Annotated in this window: 22 protein-coding genes; 16 read left to right on the top strand and 6 right to left on the bottom strand. The window is 58.2% G+C overall.

Annotated elements, in window-relative coordinates; all coding sequences use genetic code 11:
• Positions 1–30: 30 nt before the first annotated feature.
• Complete coding sequence (locus AC2FIT_RS09795) at positions 31–843, bottom strand: ChaN family lipoprotein (RefSeq protein ID WP_496828967.1); 813 nt, start codon at positions 841–843, stop codon at positions 31–33.
• A complete protein-coding gene (locus AC2FIT_RS09800) occupies positions 840–1,718 on the bottom strand; it encodes an RNA polymerase factor sigma-32 (RefSeq protein WP_496828969.1) in 879 nt (292 codons plus the stop codon). Before AC2FIT_RS09800 ends, AC2FIT_RS09795 begins: the two co-directional genes overlap by 4 nt.
• Positions 1,719–1,794: 76 nt before the next feature.
• Between AC2FIT_RS09800 and cobU the strand changes: the two genes are divergently transcribed.
• Genes cobU through AC2FIT_RS09820 form a run of 4 tightly spaced genes read left to right on the top strand, consistent with a single transcriptional unit; the run spans position 1,795 to position 5,417 of the window.
• Positions 1,795–2,340, top strand: a complete 546-nt coding sequence (gene cobU / locus AC2FIT_RS09805) for a bifunctional adenosylcobinamide kinase/adenosylcobinamide-phosphate guanylyltransferase (protein ID WP_496828970.1) — start codon at positions 1,795–1,797, stop codon at positions 2,338–2,340.
• The gene (locus AC2FIT_RS09810; RefSeq protein ID WP_496828972.1) at positions 2,337–2,915 is read left to right on the top strand and encodes a histidine phosphatase family protein; all 579 of its coding nucleotides are present in this window, start codon (positions 2,337–2,339) and stop codon (positions 2,913–2,915) included. Before cobU ends, AC2FIT_RS09810 begins: the two co-directional genes overlap by 4 nt.
• Positions 2,916–2,972: 57 nt before the next feature.
• Positions 2,973–3,857: a glutathione S-transferase N-terminal domain-containing protein gene (locus AC2FIT_RS09815; RefSeq protein ID WP_496828973.1), complete on the top strand. Its 885-nt coding sequence runs from the start codon at positions 2,973–2,975 to the stop codon at positions 3,855–3,857.
• Between the two features lie 45 nt (positions 3,858–3,902).
• Positions 3,903–5,417 (top strand): YifB family Mg chelatase-like AAA ATPase, encoded by a 1,515-nt coding sequence (locus tag AC2FIT_RS09820; protein ID WP_496828974.1) that lies wholly within the window; start codon positions 3,903–3,905, stop codon positions 5,415–5,417.
• On the opposite strand, the gene gshB is transcribed toward AC2FIT_RS09820, so the two are convergent.
• From gshB to rsmI, 3 genes are all read right to left on the bottom strand, one after another.
• Positions 5,414–6,346, bottom strand: coding sequence for a glutathione synthase (gene gshB, locus AC2FIT_RS09825; RefSeq protein WP_496828976.1), 933 nt, complete (start codon positions 6,344–6,346; stop codon positions 5,414–5,416). The genes AC2FIT_RS09820 and gshB overlap by 4 nt on opposite strands.
• 61 nt (positions 6,347–6,407) lie before the next feature.
• A complete protein-coding gene (locus tag AC2FIT_RS09830; RefSeq protein ID WP_496828977.1) occupies positions 6,408–6,779 on the bottom strand; it encodes a YraN family protein in 372 nt (123 codons plus the stop codon).
• Position 6,780: 1 nt separating this feature from the next.
• Positions 6,781–7,638 carry a 16S rRNA (cytidine(1402)-2'-O)-methyltransferase gene (gene rsmI / locus AC2FIT_RS09835; RefSeq protein WP_496828979.1) on the bottom strand — a complete coding sequence of 286 codons (858 nt, stop codon included), beginning with the start codon at positions 7,636–7,638 and terminating at the stop codon, positions 6,781–6,783.
• 86 nt (positions 7,639–7,724) lie between these two features.
• On the opposite strand from rsmI, the gene AC2FIT_RS09840 reads away from it, so the two are divergent.
• From AC2FIT_RS09840 to murJ, 3 genes are read left to right on the top strand one after another with little or no spacing between them, the layout of a single operon-like run.
• Positions 7,725–8,897, top strand: a complete 1,173-nt coding sequence (locus tag AC2FIT_RS09840; RefSeq protein WP_496828981.1) for a penicillin-binding protein activator — start codon at positions 7,725–7,727, stop codon at positions 8,895–8,897.
• Positions 8,857–11,676 carry a [protein-PII] uridylyltransferase gene (locus AC2FIT_RS09845; RefSeq protein ID WP_496828982.1) on the top strand — a complete coding sequence of 940 codons (2,820 nt, stop codon included), beginning with the start codon at positions 8,857–8,859 and terminating at the stop codon, positions 11,674–11,676. The genes AC2FIT_RS09840 and AC2FIT_RS09845 overlap by 41 nt, the downstream gene beginning before the upstream one ends.
• On the top strand, positions 11,673–13,214 hold the full coding sequence (gene murJ, locus AC2FIT_RS09850) for a murein biosynthesis integral membrane protein MurJ (protein WP_496828984.1): 1,542 nt from the start codon (positions 11,673–11,675) through the stop codon (positions 13,212–13,214). Before AC2FIT_RS09845 ends, murJ begins: the two co-directional genes overlap by 4 nt.
• Here the strand turns inward: murJ and AC2FIT_RS09855 are convergent, their stop codons facing one another.
• Positions 13,215–13,901, bottom strand: a complete 687-nt coding sequence (locus AC2FIT_RS09855) for a rhomboid family intramembrane serine protease (protein WP_496828986.1) — start codon at positions 13,899–13,901, stop codon at positions 13,215–13,217.
• Between the two features lie 86 nt (positions 13,902–13,987).
• Between AC2FIT_RS09855 and trpS the strand changes: the two genes are divergently transcribed.
• The 9 genes from trpS to AC2FIT_RS09900 all read left to right on the top strand — a co-directional run bounded on the left by trpS (position 13,988) and on the right by AC2FIT_RS09900 (position 21,451).
• Complete coding sequence (gene trpS / locus AC2FIT_RS09860) at positions 13,988–15,016, top strand: tryptophan--tRNA ligase (RefSeq protein ID WP_496828988.1); 1,029 nt, start codon at positions 13,988–13,990, stop codon at positions 15,014–15,016.
• Between the two features lie 58 nt (positions 15,017–15,074).
• A complete protein-coding gene (locus AC2FIT_RS09865; RefSeq protein WP_496828990.1) occupies positions 15,075–15,938 on the top strand; it encodes a branched-chain amino acid aminotransferase in 864 nt (287 codons plus the stop codon).
• A gap of 65 nt (positions 15,939–16,003) precedes the next feature.
• Positions 16,004–16,459 (top strand): universal stress protein, encoded by a 456-nt coding sequence (locus AC2FIT_RS09870; RefSeq protein WP_068338174.1) that lies wholly within the window; start codon positions 16,004–16,006, stop codon positions 16,457–16,459.
• An 8-nt stretch (positions 16,460–16,467) separates the two neighbouring features.
• Positions 16,468–17,061 carry a 2-hydroxychromene-2-carboxylate isomerase gene (locus AC2FIT_RS09875; protein ID WP_496828992.1) on the top strand — a complete coding sequence of 198 codons (594 nt, stop codon included), beginning with the start codon at positions 16,468–16,470 and terminating at the stop codon, positions 17,059–17,061.
• A gap of 69 nt (positions 17,062–17,130) precedes the next feature.
• Positions 17,131–17,694, top strand: coding sequence for a NifU family protein (locus tag AC2FIT_RS09880; RefSeq protein WP_496828994.1), 564 nt, complete (start codon positions 17,131–17,133; stop codon positions 17,692–17,694).
• Positions 17,684–18,268, top strand: coding sequence for a tRNA (adenosine(37)-N6)-threonylcarbamoyltransferase complex dimerization subunit type 1 TsaB (gene tsaB / locus AC2FIT_RS09885; RefSeq protein WP_496828996.1), 585 nt, complete (start codon positions 17,684–17,686; stop codon positions 18,266–18,268). Before AC2FIT_RS09880 ends, tsaB begins: the two co-directional genes overlap by 11 nt.
• The gene (locus AC2FIT_RS09890) at positions 18,265–18,678 is read left to right on the top strand and encodes a GNAT family N-acetyltransferase (protein ID WP_496828998.1); all 414 of its coding nucleotides are present in this window, start codon (positions 18,265–18,267) and stop codon (positions 18,676–18,678) included. The genes tsaB and AC2FIT_RS09890 overlap by 4 nt, the downstream gene beginning before the upstream one ends.
• Positions 18,679–18,837: 159 nt before the next feature.
• On the top strand, positions 18,838–19,836 hold the full coding sequence (locus AC2FIT_RS09895) for a BMP family lipoprotein (RefSeq protein WP_224891539.1): 999 nt from the start codon (positions 18,838–18,840) through the stop codon (positions 19,834–19,836).
• Between the two features lie 85 nt (positions 19,837–19,921).
• Positions 19,922–21,451 carry an ABC transporter ATP-binding protein gene (locus AC2FIT_RS09900; RefSeq protein WP_496829000.1) on the top strand — a complete coding sequence of 510 codons (1,530 nt, stop codon included), beginning with the start codon at positions 19,922–19,924 and terminating at the stop codon, positions 21,449–21,451.
• Position 21,452 lies beyond the last annotated feature (1 nt).

A 21,452-nucleotide genomic window follows, 5' to 3' on the forward strand; every position in this document is an offset into this window, starting at 1 on the left:
TTAGGCAAGCAGGGCGGACAGTTCCAGCGGTTAATTCTGCTGCTGAAACGCCAGACAAGGGTCTTCCCGTTCAACTGCCGGGCTATCGAGCACCGCGTCGAATTCGCCATCCACAACACCATCTTCGGACTGGCCCAGCGCAAACACTTTTAAACCGGGACGCAGGCGGGATAGATAAGTAGGGACGCCGCGATCCTTACGCGCATGGCCATTGCCCGTAATCACCGCAATCGGCCCGCCGGTTTCATCCGTAGCCCGCAGGACAGCCCGCGCCAGCACAGCATCCCGCAAACGCTGAATAGCCACCAGTTGTGGCAGCGCACTTTCCGGAATTGCGTCGCAATGCGCGGCCAGCTGGTCTGCCTCACGCGCGGTTTGTTCGGCAGGCGGAAGCGGGATGGTCAAACCAAACCGTGCGGCATCCGCACCCAAAGCGGTCGCCGCGCCACGTTCCATGGCTGCCCGCGCCGCAGCACGCGGCACCATCGCGCCATAAATCGGTGCATCCGACGCCTGAAAAACCGGGTAATACATGCTGAGCGGTGGCCAGCCGGACTCGATCCATTTCAATATGCGCGCAAGCTCCTCGGGATCGGACACCGCCTTGTTCGCAAGACGCTGCGCGCCTTCCTCGGTCACCATTTCCCATACGACCGCCGAAGGCATGATGGCTTTCAACGCTTCTGCCTGAACGATGTGGTGCTGCGGGTTATCGTGGATTTCACCCAAGATAACCACATCCGATGATTTCATCGCGTTCAGAATGTCATTCGGAATGAGGTCGGCATGGCCAGGTTTGGCCATAACCACAAGTGCACACAGCAGAATCGCAAATCGTTTCATGCGATGAAGTGTTGCACCTCGCGCGATTGAGCTTCAAGGTTCTTTCGCATTTTCACAAACGCCGCGGCCTCAAGCTGGCGTACCCGCTCCTTGGAAAGACCAAGTTCCTTACCCAAGCATTCCAGCGTCCGGGCCGGTTCGCGCAGTTTGCGCTCACGTACGATAAAGCGTTCGCGGTCGTTCAGCGCCTGCATGGCCGTCACCAACCATTCACGCAATTGTTCCGTATCATGGCTGTTCTCCACAGTCTCGGCGGCCTGCTCACGATCATCTTCCAGGGCGTCAATCCACTCGCGCCCGTCTTCGTCTGTTGATTGAACGGCATTCAACGAAAAGTCAGAGCCCGACAACCGCCCTTCCATCATCTCGACATCCCGCAACGGCACGCCAATTTCGGTTGCTATCATCTGGTGCAGTTGGTGCCGGTCCAATTCCGTGCCTTCGGTTGCTGCTTCGCGCTCAAGCCGTGCCTGAACCCTGCGCATGTTGAAAAAGAGCGATTTTTGAGACGAGGTCGACCCTGTCCGCACCATCGACCAGTTGCGCATCACGTAGTCCTGAATGCTCGCCTTGATCCACCAGACCGCATAGGTGGAAAAGCGCACACCGCGGTCCGGGTCGAATTTGTCCGCAGCTTTCATCAAACCCAACCCCGCCTCTTGGATCAGGTCATTCATTGGTGCTCCGTAGCGCTTGAATTTCGCCGCCATGGAAATAGCTAACCGCATGTAGGCGGTGATCAGACGATGCAACGCTTGTTCGTCGCGGTCGTCTCGCCACGCATATGCAAGTTTCAATTCGGTCTCTGCGTCCAGCAGTTCGGCCTTCATCGCTTGCCGGGACATTGAGAAATCGTTCGCATTGTCGAGTGCCATTGAAATCTCTCCTTATTTACAGGCGCGAGCCGGGCTTGTTTTACCGACTTGAAATAGGTACGCAGAAAACGACCGGGTGGATCACCAGAAAGGCTATGCAGTGTATCCGGATTTGACCTTTGTGCTGGGTGGCGCGGCCTCGGGAAAGTCGTCATATGCCGAACAACTTGTTGTATCTTCTGGGAAAAAGCGTTCGTATATTGCCACATCACAAGTTTTTGATGATGAAATGCGCAACAAGGTTCAACGCCATATTGCGCAGCGCGGGGGTGGTTGGACGACCATTGAGGCACCCTTTGATCTGGCCCCTGCGCTGAGCGACCTGACCGCGAATGATATCTGCCTGATCGATTGCGGAACCATGTGGCTAACCAATCATCTGCTTGCCGAAAACGATCTGGAACAGGCGCAGACTAAACTGCTCCAAGACCTTGCCTCTTGCGGCGCGCCTGTTGTGATAGTGTCAAACGAGGTCGGGTACGGCATTGTCCCGGACAACGCCTTGGCCCGCCGGTTCCGTGAGGCACAGGGCCGGTTGAACATCGCCTTGGCCGCGCAGGCCGATCTGGTAGTTCAGGTGATTGCCGGGTTGCCGTTGGTCCTGAAAGGGCATTTGCCATGACACGTCTTCATCTTGTTCGCCACGGTCCGACCCACGCTAAATCAATGGTTGGATGGTCCGACTTGCCCGCGGACCTAAGCGATCATGCGGCCATCGCGCGGCTGCAAGGGCACTTGCCGGCTGAGGCGCTGGTCATATCGTCCGACCTTTCACGCGCTGCCGACACCGCCTCGGCCATCCAGGGCCAGCGGCAAAGGCTGCCGCATCATCCCGATTTGCGAGAGATTCATTTTGGCACGTGGGAGCTACGCAGGTTCAAAGAGATCGAAGCAGAAGACCCCGATCTTGCTTTTGCCTATTGGGACAATCCGGGTGACGTTCGCCCCCCGAACGGTGAAACCTGGAATGAGGTTCGGGCCAGGGTCGATGCCGCGATAGACCGGCTGATAGTCGATCACTCCGGACGCGACCTGGTTATCGTGGCCCATTTCGGTGTCATCCTGACACAGGTTCAGCGGGCCCTTGGCATCGAAGCGCAGGAGGTGTTTGGCCACCGCATCGACAACCTTTCCGTTACAGACATAACCCATCACGGCGATCGCTGGTCAGTGGGGCGGATCAATCACTGCCCGTGATCACAGCCCGCACAAATAACTAATTTACGGAAGGGTCAGACCGCGCCATCGTCAGGTATGACTTATGATCTGTATATCGGCGACCGCCTGTTTTCCAGTTGGTCGATGCGCGGCTGGTTGATGCTGGAAAAGTTCAACCTGCCTTATCGAAGCCATATGATGGGTTTGTATTCCGGTACATTGGCCGAGGACATCAAACCCCTTGCCCCGGCCCGTCTTGTGCCAGCGTTGCGTCTGCCGGATGGCACGGTCGTAGGCGAAAGTCTCGCCATGGCGGAAACACTGGCAGAACGGCACCCCGAGGCCTGGTTGTGGCCAAAGGACCCTGCTGCCCGAGCAACCGCACGGTGGCTTTGCGCTGAGATGGTTGCCGGGTTTCATGCTTTGCGGTCTGAGTGCCCAATGCAACTGATCCAGTGTTGGCAGGGTTTTCAGCCATCCCCTGAGACGTTGACGGATTTGGCACGGATTGAAACCCTGTGGGCCCACGCCCGCACCGTATCGGGCGCGGAAACCGGCCCGCTGTTTGGCAGCTATTCCTTGGCCGATGTTTTTTATACACCGGTAGCCGCCCGGATCATCGGGTACGGCCTGCCGGTTTCAGAAGCCAACCGCGCGTACTGCCTAGAGCTGCTGTCAGACATCTCGGTACGGCAATGGCGTGCCATGGGTCTGACGGTTGCTTATGACCCCGTTCCCTATGCGTTGGATTTGCCGCCACGGGCGTGGCCAATAGGCGATCAGTCGGATGCACGCCCAGTCGAGGGAACAGATTCCGTCAACGACACATGCCCCTATTCGGGCAAGCCGATCACTCACGTACTTGAATTGGACGGCCAACTCTGGGGCTTTTGCAACCGGTTCTGCCGTGACAAAACTGTTGCCGACCCCGGCGCCTGGCCAAAATTCTCATCAATGGTAACCGGCATTAACCATTCTTAAACCGCGACCATGGCAGCAACGACCTGTTAACCAAAAAGGTCGTTCATGGTCACCCGTTCCCACACTGTCGCTTTCCAAGGTGTCGATGCCCGCCCGGTCGAGGTGCAATGCTCCGTCTCACCGGGCTTGCCAGCGTTTTCCATCGTCGGCCTGCCCGACAAGGCGGTGTCCGAGGCGCGCGACAGGGTCCGTAGCGCGCTAAGTTCGATGGCCATTGCGCTGCCCTCAAAGCGCATCACGATAAACCTCTCACCCGCCGATCTACCAAAAGAAGGTAGCCATTTCGACCTGCCCATCGCCGTGGCCTTGTTGTCGGCGCTTGAAATCATTCCTGCCGACGCCGCCGAAGGTACGGTATCACTGGGCGAATTGTCGTTGGATGGCTCACTGGTGCCCGTCCTCGGGGCGCTGCCCGCGGCTATGACTGCCGCGGCCGAGGATCGCAGCCTGCTTTGCCCGCGCGCGTCAAGCGCCGAAGCTGCTTGGGTGGATGCCACTCAGGTGATCGGTGCAGAGTCTCTTGGCGATGTCGTGCGCCATTTCTCGGGTCAGTCGCCTTTGCCTGTGGCCAAACCCGGAGAGGTTAGTCTTGCGTCCAGCACCCGAGACCTGCGCGATGTAAAAGGCCAAGAGCGGGCCAAGCGCGCCCTTGAAATTGCGGCCGCCGGGCGCCACCACCTGATCATGATCGGCACGCCAGGGTCCGGCAAATCCATGCTGGCTGCACGACTGCCCGGTATTCTACCACCGCTTACCCCGGTCGAGGCGCTGGAAACCTCGATGATACAATCGCTTTGCGGGCTGCTGGATGAAGGCGGTATCAGCCGCAGCCGCCCGTTCAGGGAACCACACCATACCGCGTCGATGGCTGCCATCGTTGGCGGCGGCAAGGGCGCAAAGCCGGGCGAGATTTCGCTGGCTCATAATGGCGTGTTGTTCATGGATGAGTTTCCAGAATTCCCCCGCACGGTGCTGGAAACCCTCCGCCAACCTATCGAAACCGGCGAGGTCATGGTGGCCCGCGCCAACGCCCATGTGAAATACCCCTGCCGGTTCATGCTGGTGGCTGCGGCCAACCCCTGCAAATGCGGGTATCTGACCGATCCCGCACGCGCCTGCTCGCGCGCGCCTGTTTGCGGCGAAGACTACCTTGGCCGAATATCGGGCCCCCTTATGGACCGGTTCGACCTGCGGATTGAGGTCCCCCCAGTGGGGTTTACTGACCTCGACCTGCCGCCTTCAGGCGACAGTTCAGCCACTGTTGCGGCACGCGTTGAACAGGCACGGTCAATTCAGGCCGATCGCTTCCAGAACACACCCGCAACCCGCCAGAACGCTGACGTCGAGGGCAACGTTCTCGAGGAAATCGCTGCCCCGGACGCAGAGGGGAAAGAGCTGTTGTTGAAAGCTGCCGAACGTTTTGGCCTGTCAGCCCGCGCCTTTCATCGCATTCTGCGGGTCGCGCGCACGATTGCTGATCTGGATGGCGAAAGAGATGTCAAACGACCGCATGTCGCAGAGGCGCTGAGCTTTCGCATCAGCGCCAAGATCGCGTCCTAGACCTTGGCCTCAATCGCCTGCCATATCTTTTCGGCAATGTTGACGCCGTCAAACCGCTCAAGTTCCTGAATACCGGTGGGCGATGTAACGTTGATCTCGGTCAGATAATTGCCAATCACGTCGATCCCCACGAAAATCTGCCCTTTTTCCTTCAGCAAGGGGCCAATTGCAGCACATATCTCTTGATCGCGCTCTGACAGGCCAATCTTTTCCGGGCGACCCCCCACATGCATGTTCGAACGGGTCTCGCCCGCGGCCGGGACGCGGTTGATTGCGCCGACAGCTTCGCCATCCACAAGGATTATGCGCTTGTCGCCGTTGCTGACATCAGGCAGGAATTTCTGCACAATCAAAGGCTCGCGCGAGAAACCCGTGAACAACTCGTGCAGCGAGGTCAGGTTGCGATCGTTTGCGTCAAGCCGGAACACACCTGCGCCGCCGTTGCCATAAAGCGGCTTCAGAATGACGTCACCGTGCCTTTCCTTGAACGCTTTGATCGTCTGAAGGTCGCGCGCAATCGTTGTCGGCGGGGTCAGGTCAGGGAAGTCCAGAACCAACAGCTTTTCAGGGTAATTCCGCACCCAGAACGGATCATTGACCACCAGCGTCTTACCCTTGAGGCGATCCAGAATATGGGTCGACGTGATGTAATGCATATCAAACGGTGGGTCCTGACGCAGCCATACCACATCAAAATCCGCCAGATCAACTTCACGTTCAGACCCGAGCACGGCTGGATTGCCTGCAACCCGCTGGACCTTCATGTCATGACCACGCGCGGTAATCCGTCCTTCCTGATAGGCGAGGTGATCCGGGCTATAGAAAAACAGCGTATGGCCGCGGGCCTGCGCCTCTTCGGCCAGACGGAAAGAGCTGTCTGCGTTGATATCCACGGCCCCGATCGGGTCCATCTGAAAGGCGATTTTCATGGCGTGTCCCTCAGTTTCTCGCCCGTTACATGGCCCAGCGCGACCGGGGGTTCAATGGGGATCACGCGGTGCCGAACGCGTTTTCGATAATTTGAACGGCGCCGCTGCCATCCACCAAGGCAACATCAAACCGAACATTTGTCAGTTGACCACGAGGCTCGCTGCCCAGAAAAGCAGCGGCCGAGGCGCAGATGCGATTGATCTGACGTTGGCTGACCCGGGCGGCTGCCATGTCGAACCTGGTGCTTTTCTTGACCTCGATGAAAACCAAGTCTTCACCGTCGCGTGCGATCAGGTCAATTTCACCACCCGCGCCACGCCAGCGTCGATGCGCGATGGAAAAGCCGCGGCGTTCGTAGTCGGCTGCAACCCGCAGCTCTGCCGCTTGCCCTGCGTGGTAAGAGACCGAGCTTCGGACGGATCGCGCTGTCATGTCATCTCTTTCCGAGCTTCAGGGCCTTTTGATAGATCGGTCGTCGAGGCAGTTTGAACATCTCAGATATCAAATCCGCCGCATCCCTGACCGAGTGGGTTTCAAGGGCCCGTTTCAGAGCTTCTTCTACGTCGGATTCGTTAACAGAGTCCGAATGCCCGCGATCTGCAAGCAAGACAATCTCGCCTTTGAGTGTCTGGCCCTGCAATTCAGCCGCCAATTGGCCCAAGGTCCCGCGCCGGACTTCTTCGAACTTCTTGGTTAATTCGCGGCACATCGCGGCGCTGCGGTCTTCACCCAGCACCTCGGCCAAGTCCGAAAGACAGGCCGCCACGCGCTTAGGCGATTCGTAAAACACGAGCGTTCCCGGCACGTCACGCAAGGCTTCGATGCGGGTTCGTCGCGCGCCAGAGGTGTTTGGCAGAAAACCGGCAAAAAAGAATGCGTCCGTTGGCAACCCTGCAAGCGTCAGTGCCATCAAGGCAGCGGACGGTCCCGGTGCGCAGGTTACAAGATGCCCGGCCTCCGCGGCCTGTCGCCCCAGATCATAGCCGGGATCGGCAATCAACGGCATCCCAGCCTCCGATGCATAGGCCACCGACTTTCCTTCCCCAAGCGCATCCAGAACCTTCCCACGCGCGGCGGCACCACTGTGGTCGTGGTATGCCTGAATACGCCGGCCTTCCAGTGGGATACCGTGAATCTCCATCAAACGACGCAGGCTGCGCGTATCTTCGGCTGCAATAACGTCAGCCGACGCCAGCACGTCCAACGCCCTGAGCGTGATATCGCGTGCAGCCCCGATTGGCGTGGCAACAAAATACAGGCCGGCGCCCAAACTAACTTTTTGGAAATTCAAAGCTGGACCCTCACAGCGTGACGTTTATTATCCCGAGCAACAGAGTGGCGGTCCCCTAGCCGCCCGGACAGGGAGTTTTCATTCAGATGTTTAGCCTTTGCAAGCCCGTTCGCAAACTGGCGCGTACAGCCGCCGCTCTGGCAACCGCCGCATTTTTGGCCGCTTGCGAAGTCGGCACCATTGGCGGCGGGCCTTCGATCGACACGTCCGACCCCGTGCCTGTTGCCTTGTTGGTACCTGCGGGATCAGGGCAAGCCGGTGACGCGGCGTTGGCGCGCAGTCTGGAAAACGCGGCTCGGCTTGCTATTTCGGACTTGCCGAATGTTCAGATCGATTTGCGCGTTTATGACACGCGGGGCAGCTCAAATACGGCTGCGACGGTTGCGCAGCAGGCGGTGGCTGACGGAGCAAAGATCATACTCGGGCCTGTCTATGCGCAGGCTGCAAATTCTGCAGGCATTGCGGCGCTGAGCAACAACGTCAATGTATTGTCCTTTTCGAACAACACCAGCATTGCAGGCGGCAATGTGTTCGTGCTGGGGCCAACTTTCGACAATACAGCCAACCGTCTTGTCAGTTTTGCCGGATCGCAAGGCAAATCGAACATGGTCATCGTTCATAGCAACGATGCTGCCGGGCGGTTGGGTCAAGCCGCCATTTCCAATGCACTTGGTGGCAGCCGCGTGAACAATGCGGGCTCGGTGGGCTATGACCGTTCTCAGCAGGGTGTCATCAACTCGGTTCCGTCAGTCAAAGCAACCGTAGATGCGTCTGGTGCGGACTCCCTGTTTCTGACAGCAACCACTGCCGGCGCATTGCCGCTTTTTACGCAGTTGCTGCCCGAAGCAGGCGTTTCACCGGCGAACACACAGTTTATCGGCCTAACACGCTGGGACATCCCGCCACAAACATTGGATCTGCCGGGTGTACAAGGTGGGTGGTTTGCTCTGCCGGACCCATCCAAGGCACAGGCATACCGGCAGCGGTATAACAATACCTATGGCGAAGCCCCGCACCCGATCAGCGGTTTGGCCTATGATGGTATCGCTGCAATCGCTGCCCTGGTCAGTCAAGGCAGGTCTAACGCACTCACCGCTTCGGCGCTGACGCAAAACGCCGGTTTCCAGGGTGTCGGCGGTATATTCCGCCTGCGGCCAAACGGTACCAATGAACGCGGTCTGGCAGTCGCCACGATCCAGAATAAACAGGTAGTAGTGATTGACCCTGCCCCACAAAGCTTCTCCGGTGCCGGTTTCTGATCTTCCGGCTCTGACGCTTGCCCCAAGGGGTGAGTTGATCTGTCCGGCCGATGAAATTTTCGACAGCAACGCCGTACTGGCGCGGTTGTCGGATGCTTTCGACAAAATTTCAGACAATGTCGCACGGCGGCAAGAGACTGTGCGCATTCTGCGTGACGTCCAGAAAGCTGGGCGCAAGGCGATTGCCGATGCTTTTGCCGAACGCCCGTTTGATGCGCGGCCGCTGACCCGTTCCTATACCTATCTGACTGACGGGCTGGTCTGTACCGCCATGAAGGTTTCGAGCGAGGATCTGCACCCCCTGGCCACCCCCACGCAAGGCGAAAAGATCGCTGTGTTGGCGGTGGGCGGATATGGACGCGGCGAGATGGCGCCCGCGTCCGACGTAGACCTTCTGTTTCTGACACCCTACAAAATCACGGCATGGGCCGAAAGCGTGATCGAGTCCATGCTTTACATCTTGTGGGATTTGCGGCTGAAGGTTGGCCATTCGTCGCGCACGATAAAAGACTGCCTGCGTCTTGGTGCCGATGATTTCACGATCCGAACGGCCATGTTGGAGCAGCGTTACCTGGCCGGTGACACCAAGCTTGCGGCGGATCTGGAAAAACGCTTGAAATCCGATCTGTTCAAGGGAACCGAGCGTCAGTTTATCGAAGCCAAACTGAAGGAACGCGACAAACGGCATATAAAGCAAGGCCAGCGCTATGTGGTCGAGCCCAACGTAAAAGAGGGCAAAGGCGGCTTGCGCGACCTGCAATCCCTGTATTGGATTGCCAAGTATATTTACGGGGTACAGGATGTGGCCGAACTGGTGCCACTGGGCCTGTTCACACCTGAAGAGTTCAGAACATTTGTCGAGGCCGAGGATTTCCTGTGGGCCGTGCGGTCGCATCTGCATCTGGTCACGGGGCGCGCCACCGAACAGCTGACCTTTGACCAACAGGTCGAGGTGGCAAAAAGGATGGGCTACGAAGACCGGGCCGGACGCCGCGCTGTTGAGGTGTTCATGCAACGCTATTTCCGCGAGGCAACCTATGTCGGCGATCTGACCCGTATTTTTCTGACCAAACTCGAAGCCTCGCATCTGAAGGGCGAGGCTTTGCTTGAGCGTATTTTTCGCCGACGCCGTCGGATCAAGGCGGGTTACAAGATGGTGCATGGACGTCTGGATGTAGCCGACCCCGAGACATTCCTGTCGGACAAGCTGAACCTGCTGCGCCTATTCGAAGAAGGCTTGCGCACGGGTATGCTGATACACCCGGATGCGATGCGACTTGTCAGCGCCAATCTAAACCTGATCGACGAGGAAATGCGCGAAAACAAAGAGGCGCGGCGCATCTTTCTTGATCTGATGCTCAAGCACGGCAACCCCGAACGCGCCTTGCGGCGTATGAACGAGTTGGGTGTCTTGTCGGCCTTTCTGCCAGAATTTGAGCCGATCGTGGCGATGATGCAGTTCAACATGTATCACAGCTATACCGTGGATGAGCATACCATTCAGTGTATCGTCAACCTTGCCCAGATCGAACGCGGAGAGCTGGTCGAGACACTGCCGCTGGTCTCGTCGATCCTGAAAGGTGGGGTGAACCGCAAGGTGCTGTACGTGGCCTTGTTGCTGCATGACATCGCCAAGGGCCGCGCTGAGGATCACTCGATCCTTGGAGCGCAAATTGCCCGCAAGGTTGCCCCGCGGCTAGGTCTGAACAAATCGGACTCGGAAACCGTGGAATGGCTGGTGCGCTATCATCTATTGATGTCGGACATGGCGCAAAAACGCGACATTTCGGACCCGCGCACGGTGCGGGACTTCGCCAAGGCGGTGCAGACGGTCAAACGGCTGGACCTGTTAACCGTGCTGACGGTTTGCGACATTCGTGGCGTGGGGCCGAATACCTGGAACAACTGGAAAGCCACCCTGCTGAGGGCGCTGCACGCTGAAACCAAGCGCGCCCTGGAAACGGGGATGGAGGACCTGAACCGCGCCAATCGCGGCACCGTGGCGAAAAAGGCGCTGCGGGCCGAGCTTGCAGACTGGTCCAAGTCTGACCTCAAGGCTGAAACCGCCCGGCATTACGCGCCGTATTGGCAGGGTTTGAACGTCTCGACCCACGTAGAATTTGCCGAGATGTTGCGATCACTGGAAATCAGCGGTGACCCGGGCGAAATGGAAATCCGGCTACATCCGGACGAAGACCGCGATGCGACACGGGCCTGCTTTGCGATGGGCGATCACCCCGGCATTTTTGCGCGGATCGCCGGGGCCCTGGCACTGGTTGGGGCGAATGTGGTCGACGCCCGCAGCTATACCACGAAAGACGGTTATGTGACCGATGTGTTCTGGATTCAGGATGCCGAAGGCCGGCCGTTCGAATCCAGCCGCCTGCCGCGCTTGACGCAGATGATCCACAAGACGCTGAGGGGCGAAGTTGTCGCGCAGGATGCGTTGAAATCGCGCGACAAGATCAAGAAACGCGAACGCGCCTTCAACGTGCCGACCCACATCACCTTCGACAATGATGGATCCGAAATCTACACGATTATCGAGGTCGATACCCGCGACCGTCCCGGCCTGCTGTATGATCTGGCACGTACGCTGGCGGCGGCCAATGTCTATATCGCCAACGCGGTGATCGCGACCTATGGCGAACAGGTGGTGGACACGTTCTACGTCAAGGATATGTTCGGGCTGAAATACTATTCGGAAAGCAAACAGCGCACGCTTGAGGATAAGCTGCGCAAAGCCATCACCGAAGGCGCCGAGCGCGCGGCCTCATGAAGCAGATCCGTCTGTTTTCAGGCCTGTTTACAGTCGGCTTCTGGACCCTGGCCAGCCGGATACTGGGCTTTCTACGGGAAATCCTGCTGACCGCCTATATCGGGCCGGGTCCGGTGATGGACGCCTTTGTCGCCGCTTTCCGCCTGCCCAACATGTTTCGCCGGTTCTTTGCCGAAGGCGCGTTCAACGCGGCTTTTGTACCGATGTTTTCAAAACGTCTGGAGGGGGAAGAAGACCCCGAAGGCTTTGCGCAGGACGCGTTCAACCTGCTTGCCATCGCCGTTCTGGCTCTGGTCGGGCTGGCGATGGTGTTCATGCCCGGGTTGGTCTGGATCACGGCCGAGGGGTTTTATGGCGATGAAAGGTTCGATCTGGCGGTGGGCTACGGGTACGTGGTCTTCCCCTACATCCTGTTCATGTCGCTTGCAGCGCTGTTTTCTGGCGTTCTGAACGCCACTGGTCGCTTTGCTGCCGCAGCCGCCGCGCCGGTGCTGCTGAACATATTTGCTTGCAGCGCCCTCATCGCCGGAGCAGCCGCAGGCGGAGAGGTAATCCGTTGGCTGATCACCGTGATCCCGCTGGCCGGAGTTGCGCAACTGGCATTGGTTTGGGTGGCGACCGAACGTGCAGGGTATCGCATACGCCCCGGCATTCCCAAGCTCAGCCCCGAAATGCGCCATATGGTCCGTATCGCCGTTCCGGCCGCACTGGCCATGGGGGTAACGCAGGTCAATCTTGTGGTGGGGCAACTGGTGGCTTCGAAAACCGAAAAGGCCGTAAGCTGGCTGTTCGCAGCAGACCGACTTTACCAACTGCCCCTTGGCGTGGTGGGCATTGCCGTCGGGATCGTGCTGCTACCTGATCTGTCTCGTCGTCTGCGGGCCGATGACAAAGACGGAGCCCGAAATGCGCTTTCACGTGCGGGTGAGTTCACGCTGTTGCTGACGATACCTTCAACGGTGGCTTTTGTGATCTTGCCTAACCCGTTGGTGTCGGTCCTGTTCGAACGCGGGCAGTTTAGCGCTCAGGATACCACGGCCACAGCGCTGGCCGTTGCGATCTATGGCATTGGCTTGCCTGCATTCATGCTGCAAAAGCTGCTGCAACCGCTTTATTTCGCGCGTGAAGATACGCGAACACCGTTCCACTATGCGGTTGTGGCGATGATCGTGAATGCGGTGCTGGCTTTTGGTCTCTATCCGCTGGTGGGATGGATTGCCCCGGCCATAGCGGCCTCGGCTGCCGGTTGGGTGATGGTCGGCCTGCTGTTCCTTGGCGCGCGGCGTATGGGTGAGGAGGCGCGCTTTGATGATCGCTTCAAACACCGGGCGTGGCGCATCGTTGCTGCGTCGCTGGGCATGGGTGCCATCCTTTATGCAGGCATTCATCTGTTCAGCTGGACCTTCGATCTACCTGGATGGCGATACCTGGCGCTGATCATTACGATCAAAGTTGCAGCAGCCGCCTATTTCTTCCTTGGTCACCTGCTTGGTGCTTTTGAGCTGTCTGAATTCAAAAAGGCGTTGCGGCGGTCGTGATCAGTCGCGGCGAATGTGCCGCACGATCCGCGCCCAGCCGCCGGGTGCCAAAAAGAAAGACAGGCAGAACCCGGTCGCAAAACCACCTAAATCGGCCACCCAGTCGGACGTGCCGCCAAACAACAAACCGAAAAGAAGTTGGATGCCCATCAGGACTGCAATCAGGCTGAACGCGCGCGATTGGTTTTCCCCGACCAGCGATAGCTTGCGCCACAGCAGCCAAGTGAACGCGCCGATAAGGCCGTACACGGGCGGGAACCCCCCGACCAACGGATAGTTGGGGTCCAGCAAAAGCGCGTAGGCCAGTGCTCCGCCGACGCCTGACAAAACGAAGATCACAAGCATCTGAGCCCCGCCAAACACCTCGGCCACCATCTTGCCCATTGCCAGCACGAACACACAGACAAAAATGGCCTGCGTGAAGCTGCCCGAGACAAACGGATAGGTCACGAAACGGATGACATGCTCAATCGGCCAGCGCCCGTTCTCGATCATCCAGTAGAAGATATCGGGCGAAAAAGAATAGCTTTGCAACGCGTCCAGCCGCCACCCCACTGCCGAGGGGCCGCCGACTATTCCACGCGTACCGAGGGTAAATGCCAGCTCCACCCCCATGATAAACAGGGTCAAAGCCACCACGACAGGCGGCAAAGGGTTCACGGCGGGTGTATAATGCTCACTGCTCATTGGGCTGGCCTTTCACGGCTGTTGACGTCCCTTAACCTCATGGGTAAGCGACGGGGGCTGATTTTTCCAGACGGGAGTTCCCTTCGATGACCGAAACCCAGTTCACACCACGCGTGTTTTCCGGCATCCAGCCGTCGGGAAACCTGCATCTTGGCAACTACCTTGGTGCCCTCAAGCGTTTTGTGGACATGCAGGGACCGGAGAAAGAGACCGTCTATTGCATGGTCGATCTTCACGCGATCACCGTCTGGCAGGACCCAAAGGAGCTGGCGCATTCCACGCGCGAGCTGTGTGCAGGCTTCATCGCCGCCGGCATCGACCCGGAACAGTCGATCCTGTTCAACCAGTCTCAGGTGCCCGAACACACCCAACTGGCGTGGATCTTCAACTGCGTCGCGCGCATGGGCTGGATGCAGCGCATGACCCAGTGGAAGGACAAGGCGGGCAAGAACCAGCAGAACGCCTCGCTGGGCCTGCTTGCCTATCCGTCGCTGATGGCGGCTGACATTCTGGTCTATCACGCGACCCATGTGCCTGTGGGTGACGACCAGAAACAGCATCTTGAACTGACCCGCGACATCGCGATCAAGTTCAACAACGATTTCGGCGTTGATTTCTTCCCGATCACCGAACCCGTGATCGAAGGCGCAGCCACACGCGTCATGAGCCTGCGGGATGGATCAAAGAAAATGTCGAAATCCGATCCGTCAGATATGAGCCGGATCAACATGACCGACGATGCCGATACCATCGCCAAGAAAATCCGCAAGGCCAAGACCGACCCCGATGCCCTGCCCTCTGAGGTGGACGGCCTGTCGGAACGCCCCGAAGCCCGCAATCTGGTGAACATCTACGCAGCCCTCAGCAATCAGACCACCGAAGAGGTACTGGCCGAAGTCGGTGGCAAGCAGTTCGGTGAATTCAAACCGATGCTGGCCGACCTTGCGGTGGAAAAACTATCGCCGATCTCAACCGAAATGGCTCGCCTGATGGGAGAAGAGGCCGAGATTGACCGGATTTTGGCCAAAGGCGCGGACAAAGCCCGCGCAATTGCAGCCCCGATCTTGCGGCAGACCTACGAAATCGTAGGTATGGTTGGCGCAAAACAGGGTTGATTGCGCTGGACGTTGCCGCGACGTCTTCCTAGGTTGCGCAAAAGCTTGGGAGGGCGTCATGGCAGTCGGCAAGAATATCCGCACCTATTTCGAAGGTCAGTGGCATGATGGGGATGCCCCGATCATGCGCGCCGCCGATCACGGCGCCTGGCTGGGATCGTCGGTCTTTGACGGGGCACGCTATTTTGACGGCATGGCCCCGGATCTTGAGGCGCATTGTGCACGCGTGAACCGCTCGGCCGAGGCCCTGATGCTGACCCCCTTCGTGACGACTGAGCAAATGGTTGAGATCACCAAGGAGGGGCTAGCCTCCTATGGTCCGGACGCAGCCGTTTACATCCGCCCGATGTATTGGGGTATCGACGGCGACGCGACGGCCATCGTTCCAATGGAAAACAGCACCGGTTTTGCCATTTGTCTTGAGGAAATCCCGATGGCGCCCGAGACAGCCTCGGTCACGCTGGGATACACGCGGTTCCGCCGCCCGGTTCTGGAATCCGCTGTGGTCAACGCCAAGGCCGGATGCCTTTACCCCAACAACGCGCGCATGCTGAAAGAGGTCCGCGGCAGGGGGTTCACGAACGCACTGGTGGCCGACGCCATGGGGAATGTGGCTGAAACCGCAACTGCCAACATCTTTATGGTCCGTGACGGAGAGGTTTTCACCCCCATCCCCAACGGCACTTTTCTGGCCGGTATTACCCGCGCGCGCCATATCGAAAACCTGCGCGCTGACGGGGTCAGGGTGCACGAATCGGTCCTTGGATTTGATGATTTTCACAAGGCGGACGAAGTCTTCATGACTGGCAACATGAACAAAATTACACCGGTCACCGCACTTGAGGATACGCAGTTTCAAGTCGGCCCGATCGCACGCCGTGCGCGGGAAATGTACTGGGATTGGGCCCTCAGCACCCGCTGACCACGCTTTAGTTGCCAGTACGCAATTGGTCGGGCATGATCGCCAGAAATGAACAAGGACACTTCATGCGCAAATTTCTGGTTGTTCTGGATGACAGTCGCGAATGCCTGAACGCGATGCGCTTCGCTGCCATGCGCGCGGCCCACACTGGCGGCGGTGTGACCATCCTGTCCGTCATCCCACCAGATGAATTCAACCATTGGATCGGAGTGGCCGAGGTGATGCGCGAAGAGGCGCGCGAGCGTATCCACGCCCATTACGAAGTGTTCGCCAAGTGGATGCGCGACAAACAGAATATCGACCCTGAACTTGCGATCCGCGAGGGTGAACCGGTTGCTCAGATTATCGAGCATGTGCGGTCGGACCCCGAAATTGGCGTTCTGGTTCTGGGTGCTGGCGTCGACAAGAAAGGCCCAGGTCCCCTTGTCACGCAGTTGACCAAGAACTCGGGCAGCCTGCCGATCCCGATCACCATCGTCCCCGGTGATCTGAGTAAGGAAAAACTGGAAGAAATAACCTGAGACGACCCATGACAAACAAGATTCAATTCTGGTTCGAATTCGCGTCGACCTATTCTTACCTGAGCGCGATGCGGATCGAAGAGTTTGCGGCGCAGCACGGCGTTACTGTTGAATGGCACCCTTTCCTGCTTGGCCCGATTTTCGCGGCGCAGGGATTGGATAATACCCCGTTCAATATCTACCCTGACAAAGGCCGATACATGTGGCGCGATATGGAACGGTTAACCGCACAGAGGGGCCTGACATTCACCCGCCCCGACCCGTTTCCCCAGAATGGGCTGAAGGCCGCGCGGCTGGTTTTGGCGATCAAGGACCAAACTCAGAAAGCTGCGTTTATCCGGGCTGTTTACACTGCCGAATTTGCCGAAGGTCGGAATATCTCGGACGACGAGGTGCTGATCGCCTGCCTCACCCAAGTTGGCCTGGCCGCTGAAACACTTAACCAGTGCCAGGAACCCGCGATCAAGGCCGCGCTGATGGAGCAAACGAAAACGGCCCAAGCCAAGGGCATTTTCGGAGCCCCCAGTTTTCTGGTCGGGGATGAGCTGTTCTGGGGCGATGACCGGCTGGATGATGCAATTCAACTTGCGGCGGAAATTTAGAACCGTTCCAAATCTTGACTTCCTAAGCCCTGACCCGCATATCAGGAGCATCTGTAACGGAGCCATGACATGTTCATCCAAACCGAATCCACGCCGAACCCCGCAACGCTGAAATTCCTGCCCGGTCAAACGGTGCTCGAGGCCGGTACCGCGGACTTCCCTTCGGCCGACGCCAGCGAGAAATCTCCCCTGGCACGACGGATTTTCACGGTGAACGGAGTGACAGGCGTGTTCTTTGGCAACGATTTCATAACCGTGACCAAGTCGGACAGCGTTCAGTGGGATCACATAAAACCCGCGATTCTGGGTGCCGTGATGGAACATTTCCAGTCCGGTCAACCAGTTATGGACGCCGAAGCGACGACCAATTCGGGTCATGCTGAACACTCGGGCGAAGACGCGGAAGTCGTTAATCAGATCAAGGATCTGCTGGATACCCGCGTGCGGCCGGCCGTGGCTCAGGATGGCGGTGATATCACCTTTCATGGCTTCGACCGCGGCGTTGTTTATCTGCATATGCAAGGGGCCTGCGCGAACTGCCCGTCTTCGACCCTTACATTGAAGATGGGGATCGAGAACCTGTTGCGTCACTACATCCCGGAAGTGACCGAGGTGCGCCCCGTTGCCGTCTGATCCGCTCATTCTGGCGTTTGACACATCGGCCGCGCATTGCGCGGCCGCTTTGTTGCAGGGTGACGAAGTAATCGCATCCCGAACCGAGGCTATGTCACGCGGACAGGCCGAACGACTGATGCCTTTGCTTGAAGAAATTCTGGCCGAGGCGGGCTGCACGTGGTCCGACTTGACGGCAATCGGCGTCGGTATCGGGCCGGGGAATTTCACGGGCATCCGAATATCGGTGTCTGCCGCGCGAGGGCTTGCGCTTGGTCTCGGGATTCCAGCCGTTGGGGTTTCAGGCTTCGATGCGCTCGCAGAAATCAGAGAAGGGTTGCCCGCCATACGCGCTCCACGCGATCAGGTCTATGTCGCATTGCCTGGGCAAGAGCCGACCCTAATGGCCCTGGAAAAGGCAGAATTATTCGGGCCTTTGATCCTGAACGACTCCCCCGAACAGCAGGTTCGCGCAATTGCCCGCCTGACACTTCAAAGATGGCCCACGGTGACCGAGCCGCCAGCACCGCTGTATCTGCGACCTGCCGATGCTGCACCGTCAAAAGACACACCACCGGTTTTGCTGGACGGATGACCCCACAAGAGATGGCGAGCATCCACGCGGCGGCCTTCACCCGATCCCGCCCATGGACGGCCGAAGAATTCAGTGATCTTTTGGCCAACCGGTTTACCTATGCCGTTGGTAATACTTGTTGTTTTTCCGTTTTTCAAGTCATCGCGGATGAGGCTGAACTGCTGACAATCGCCACGCGCCCCAACCATCAACGTCAAGGTCTGGCCTTGCGTTGCATGCAGGACTGGCAGGCGCGTGCCCGGGAACTTGGTGCAACTCGGGCTTTTCTGGACGTTGCGGCAGACAATGAACCGGCAATCGCGCTCTACAAACGCTGCGGGTTCGCACCCTGCGGTCGTCGCAAGGGCTACTATATGTCTGAAAACGGAACAAAAATCGACGCTATCGCTATGGCGCGCATACTCACCTAAGCGATATTTCTGTTTTTTTTCGACCAAACGGTCAAAAACCTATTGACCACATCGGTTGCAAACAGCCTTAATTCCCGCCATCACAACAATTATGCTCGCTCGCAGCGGGTAATCGCGGCTATCGTGGCCTCGATCAACAAAAACAAACGGGAGTATGAAATGAGCCTGATGAAATCCTTGATGGGTGCAGCCGCCGCCGTTGCGCTGACCGCAGGTGCAAGTTTGGCCGAGCCAGCCCTGATCTTTGACCTGGGCGGCAAGTTCGACAAATCGTTCAACGAAGCCGCACATAACGGCGCGCAACGTTGGGCGGAACAAACCGGTCAAACCTATCGCGAAATCGAACTTCAATCCGAAGCCCAGCGGGAACAAGCGCTGCGCCGCTTCGCCGAAGCGGGTGCGAACCCGATCATCACCATGGGTTTTGCGATGGCCGATCCATTGGCTGCGGTTGCCGGTGATTACCCGAACACAAAGTTTGTTGCCGTTGACGTGAACTGGCTGGATGCACCGAATATCCGCCAGGTCAGCTTTGCCGAACATGAAGGCTCTTACCTTGTCGGGATGATGGCGGCGATGGCGTCGAAGTCCGGAACCGTTGGTTTCATTGGTGGGATGGACATACCCCTGATCCGTCATTTTGGCTGCGGCTATGCGCAAGGCGCCAAGGCGGTGAACCCGGATGTGAACATCATTGCAAATATGACAGGCACGACCCCGGCAGCCTGGAATGACCCCGTCAAAGGGTCCGAGTTGACTAAAGCACAAATCAGCCAGGGCGCGGACGTGATCTACGCTGCGGCTGGTGGTACCGGCGTTGGTGTCCTGCAAACTGCCGCTGATGAAGGCATCCTGTCGATCGGAGTGGACAGCAACCAGAACCATTTGCACCCAGGCCAGGTTCTGACCTCGATGCTGAAGCGAGTGGACGTTGCCGTTTACGACGCGATGAAAGCAGGTGAGGACGTTCAAACCGGCGTATTCACCATGGGTCTGGCGGAAGAAGGCGTTGGTGTCGCAATGGACGAAAACAACGCTGAACTGGTCACCGAAGAGATGAGCGCAGCCGTTGCAGACGCACGCAGCGACATCATCAATGGCAATATCACGGTGGTCAGCTATTACGAGAATGACAGCTGCCCGGCACTGCAGTTCTGATATCGCGCGGGGCGGTGGAGATCCTCCGCCTCGCATCCACTTCGCCGCGCAATGGGCGCGGCCCTTCGGCTATTGAGGACAAGACATGACAGTCCCCGCCATTGAGCTTAAAGGGATTTCGAAAGCCTTTGGGCCAGTCCAGGCCAACAAGGACATTTCCATCAGCGTCGCCCCCGGTACCATTCATGGGATCATCGGTGAAAACGGCGCGGGCAAGTCAACGCTGATGAGTATTCTCTACGGCTTTTACAAGGCCGACAAAGGTGAGATTTGGATCAACGGCACCAAGACCGACATCCCAGACAGCCAGGCGGCAATCGCGTCCGGCATCGGGATGGTGTTCCAGCATTTCAAACTGGTCGAGAATTTCACCGTTCTGGAAAACATCGTTCTGGGCGCCGAAGATGGCGGCATGCTCGCCCCATCGCTGGCAAAAGCGCGCAAGGAATTGAAAGCACTGGAAGAAGAATACGAGCTGTTCGTAGACCCGGATAAGCGCATTGATGAGATCGGCGTGGGCCGGCAACAGCGCGTCGAAATCCTCAAGGCGCTTTATCGCCAGGCCGAGATTCTGATTCTGGACGAGCCCACAGGTGTTCTGACACCGTCCGAGGCCGATCAGCTTTTCCGAATTCTTCATCGCCTGCGCGAAGAGGGCAAGACGATTATTCTGATCACGCACAAACTGCGCGAGATCATGGAGGCCACGGATACCGTTTCCGTCATGCGCCGTGGTCAGATGACGGCAACCGTGAAAACCGCAGAAACCAGCCCGCAGGAGTTGGCAGAACTGATGGTTGGTCGGAAAGTCCTGTTGCAGGTGGATAAGGTTCCGGCACAACCCGGCAAACCCATTCTCGAGGTTGAGAACCTGCGGGTGGTCGACGAAGCGGGTGTTGAGCGCGTCAAGGGAATCGACCTGACAGTGCGCGCAGGCGAGATTGTCGGCATCGCCGGCGTCGCGGGCAATGGCCAGTCCGAGCTGCTTGAGGTGTTGGGCGGCATGCGCCCCGGTCAGGGAACGATCAGGTTGAACGGCACACCGCTGGCACTTTCAGGGCATGGGTCTGACGGTCAGGCCCGACGGGCACAAGGCGTTGCTCACGTACCCGAAGACCGGCAGCGCGAGGGTCTGATCATGGATTTCCACGCGTGGGAGAATGTGGCGTTTGGATATCACCGCGACCCGGCTTATAAACGCGGTCTGTTCATGGACAACGCCGCCCTGCGCGCCGATACCGAACGAAAGATCGAAAAGTTTGACGTGCGACCGCCCAATGCCTGGCTGACTGCGAAAAACTTTTCAGGCGGCAACCAGCAGAAAATCGTCGTCGCACGTGAGATCGAGCGCAACCCCGACCTGCTGCTGGTTGGTCAGCCCACCCGAGGCGTGGATATCGGCGCGATCGAGTTCATTCACAAACAAATCGTCGCGCTGCGTGATCAGGGGAAGGCAATCCTGCTGGTCTCGGTCGAGCTGGAAGAGATCTTCTCGCTGTCGGATCGGATCGCGGTGATGTTTGACGGACATATCATGGGCGAGCGCCTGCCCCATGAGACGGATGAAAAAGAACTGGGCCTGCTCATGGCCGGTGTTGCGGGAGAGGCCGCGTAAC

Source organism: Ruegeria sp. YTSA135 (assembly GCF_059610165.1).

What these genes read in the sequence shown, in the direction of transcription:
- AC2FIT_RS09795 (WP_496828967.1), bottom strand. Translation starts at nt 843, where the DNA reads ATGAAACGATTTGCGATTCTGCTGTGTGCACTTGTGGTTATGGCCAAA.
- AC2FIT_RS09800 (WP_496828969.1), bottom strand. Translation starts at nt 1,718, where the DNA reads ATGGCACTCGACAATGCGAACGATTTCTCAATGTCCCGGCAAGCGATG.
- AC2FIT_RS09810 (WP_496828972.1), top strand. Translation starts at nt 2,337, where the DNA reads ATGACACGTCTTCATCTTGTTCGCCACGGTCCGACCCACGCTAAATCA.
- AC2FIT_RS09815 (WP_496828973.1), top strand. Translation starts at nt 2,973, where the DNA reads ATGACTTATGATCTGTATATCGGCGACCGCCTGTTTTCCAGTTGGTCG.
- AC2FIT_RS09820 (WP_496828974.1), top strand. Translation starts at nt 3,903, where the DNA reads ATGGTCACCCGTTCCCACACTGTCGCTTTCCAAGGTGTCGATGCCCGC.
- gshB (WP_496828976.1), bottom strand. Translation starts at nt 6,346, where the DNA reads ATGAAAATCGCCTTTCAGATGGACCCGATCGGGGCCGTGGATATCAAC.
- AC2FIT_RS09830 (WP_496828977.1), bottom strand. Translation starts at nt 6,779, where the DNA reads ATGACAGCGCGATCCGTCCGAAGCTCGGTCTCTTACCACGCAGGGCAA.
- AC2FIT_RS09840 (WP_496828981.1), top strand. Translation starts at nt 7,725, where the DNA reads ATGTTTAGCCTTTGCAAGCCCGTTCGCAAACTGGCGCGTACAGCCGCC.
- murJ (WP_496828984.1), top strand. Translation starts at nt 11,673, where the DNA reads ATGAAGCAGATCCGTCTGTTTTCAGGCCTGTTTACAGTCGGCTTCTGG.
- AC2FIT_RS09855 (WP_496828986.1), bottom strand. Translation starts at nt 13,901, where the DNA reads ATGAGCAGTGAGCATTATACACCCGCCGTGAACCCTTTGCCGCCTGTC.
- trpS (WP_496828988.1), top strand. Translation starts at nt 13,988, where the DNA reads ATGACCGAAACCCAGTTCACACCACGCGTGTTTTCCGGCATCCAGCCG.
- AC2FIT_RS09865 (WP_496828990.1), top strand. Translation starts at nt 15,075, where the DNA reads ATGGCAGTCGGCAAGAATATCCGCACCTATTTCGAAGGTCAGTGGCAT.
- AC2FIT_RS09870 (WP_068338174.1), top strand. Translation starts at nt 16,004, where the DNA reads ATGCGCAAATTTCTGGTTGTTCTGGATGACAGTCGCGAATGCCTGAAC.
- AC2FIT_RS09875 (WP_496828992.1), top strand. Translation starts at nt 16,468, where the DNA reads ATGACAAACAAGATTCAATTCTGGTTCGAATTCGCGTCGACCTATTCT.
- AC2FIT_RS09880 (WP_496828994.1), top strand. Translation starts at nt 17,131, where the DNA reads ATGTTCATCCAAACCGAATCCACGCCGAACCCCGCAACGCTGAAATTC.
- AC2FIT_RS09890 (WP_496828998.1), top strand. Translation starts at nt 18,265, where the DNA reads ATGACCCCACAAGAGATGGCGAGCATCCACGCGGCGGCCTTCACCCGA.
- AC2FIT_RS09895 (WP_224891539.1), top strand. Translation starts at nt 18,838, where the DNA reads ATGAGCCTGATGAAATCCTTGATGGGTGCAGCCGCCGCCGTTGCGCTG.
- AC2FIT_RS09900 (WP_496829000.1), top strand. Translation starts at nt 19,922, where the DNA reads ATGACAGTCCCCGCCATTGAGCTTAAAGGGATTTCGAAAGCCTTTGGG.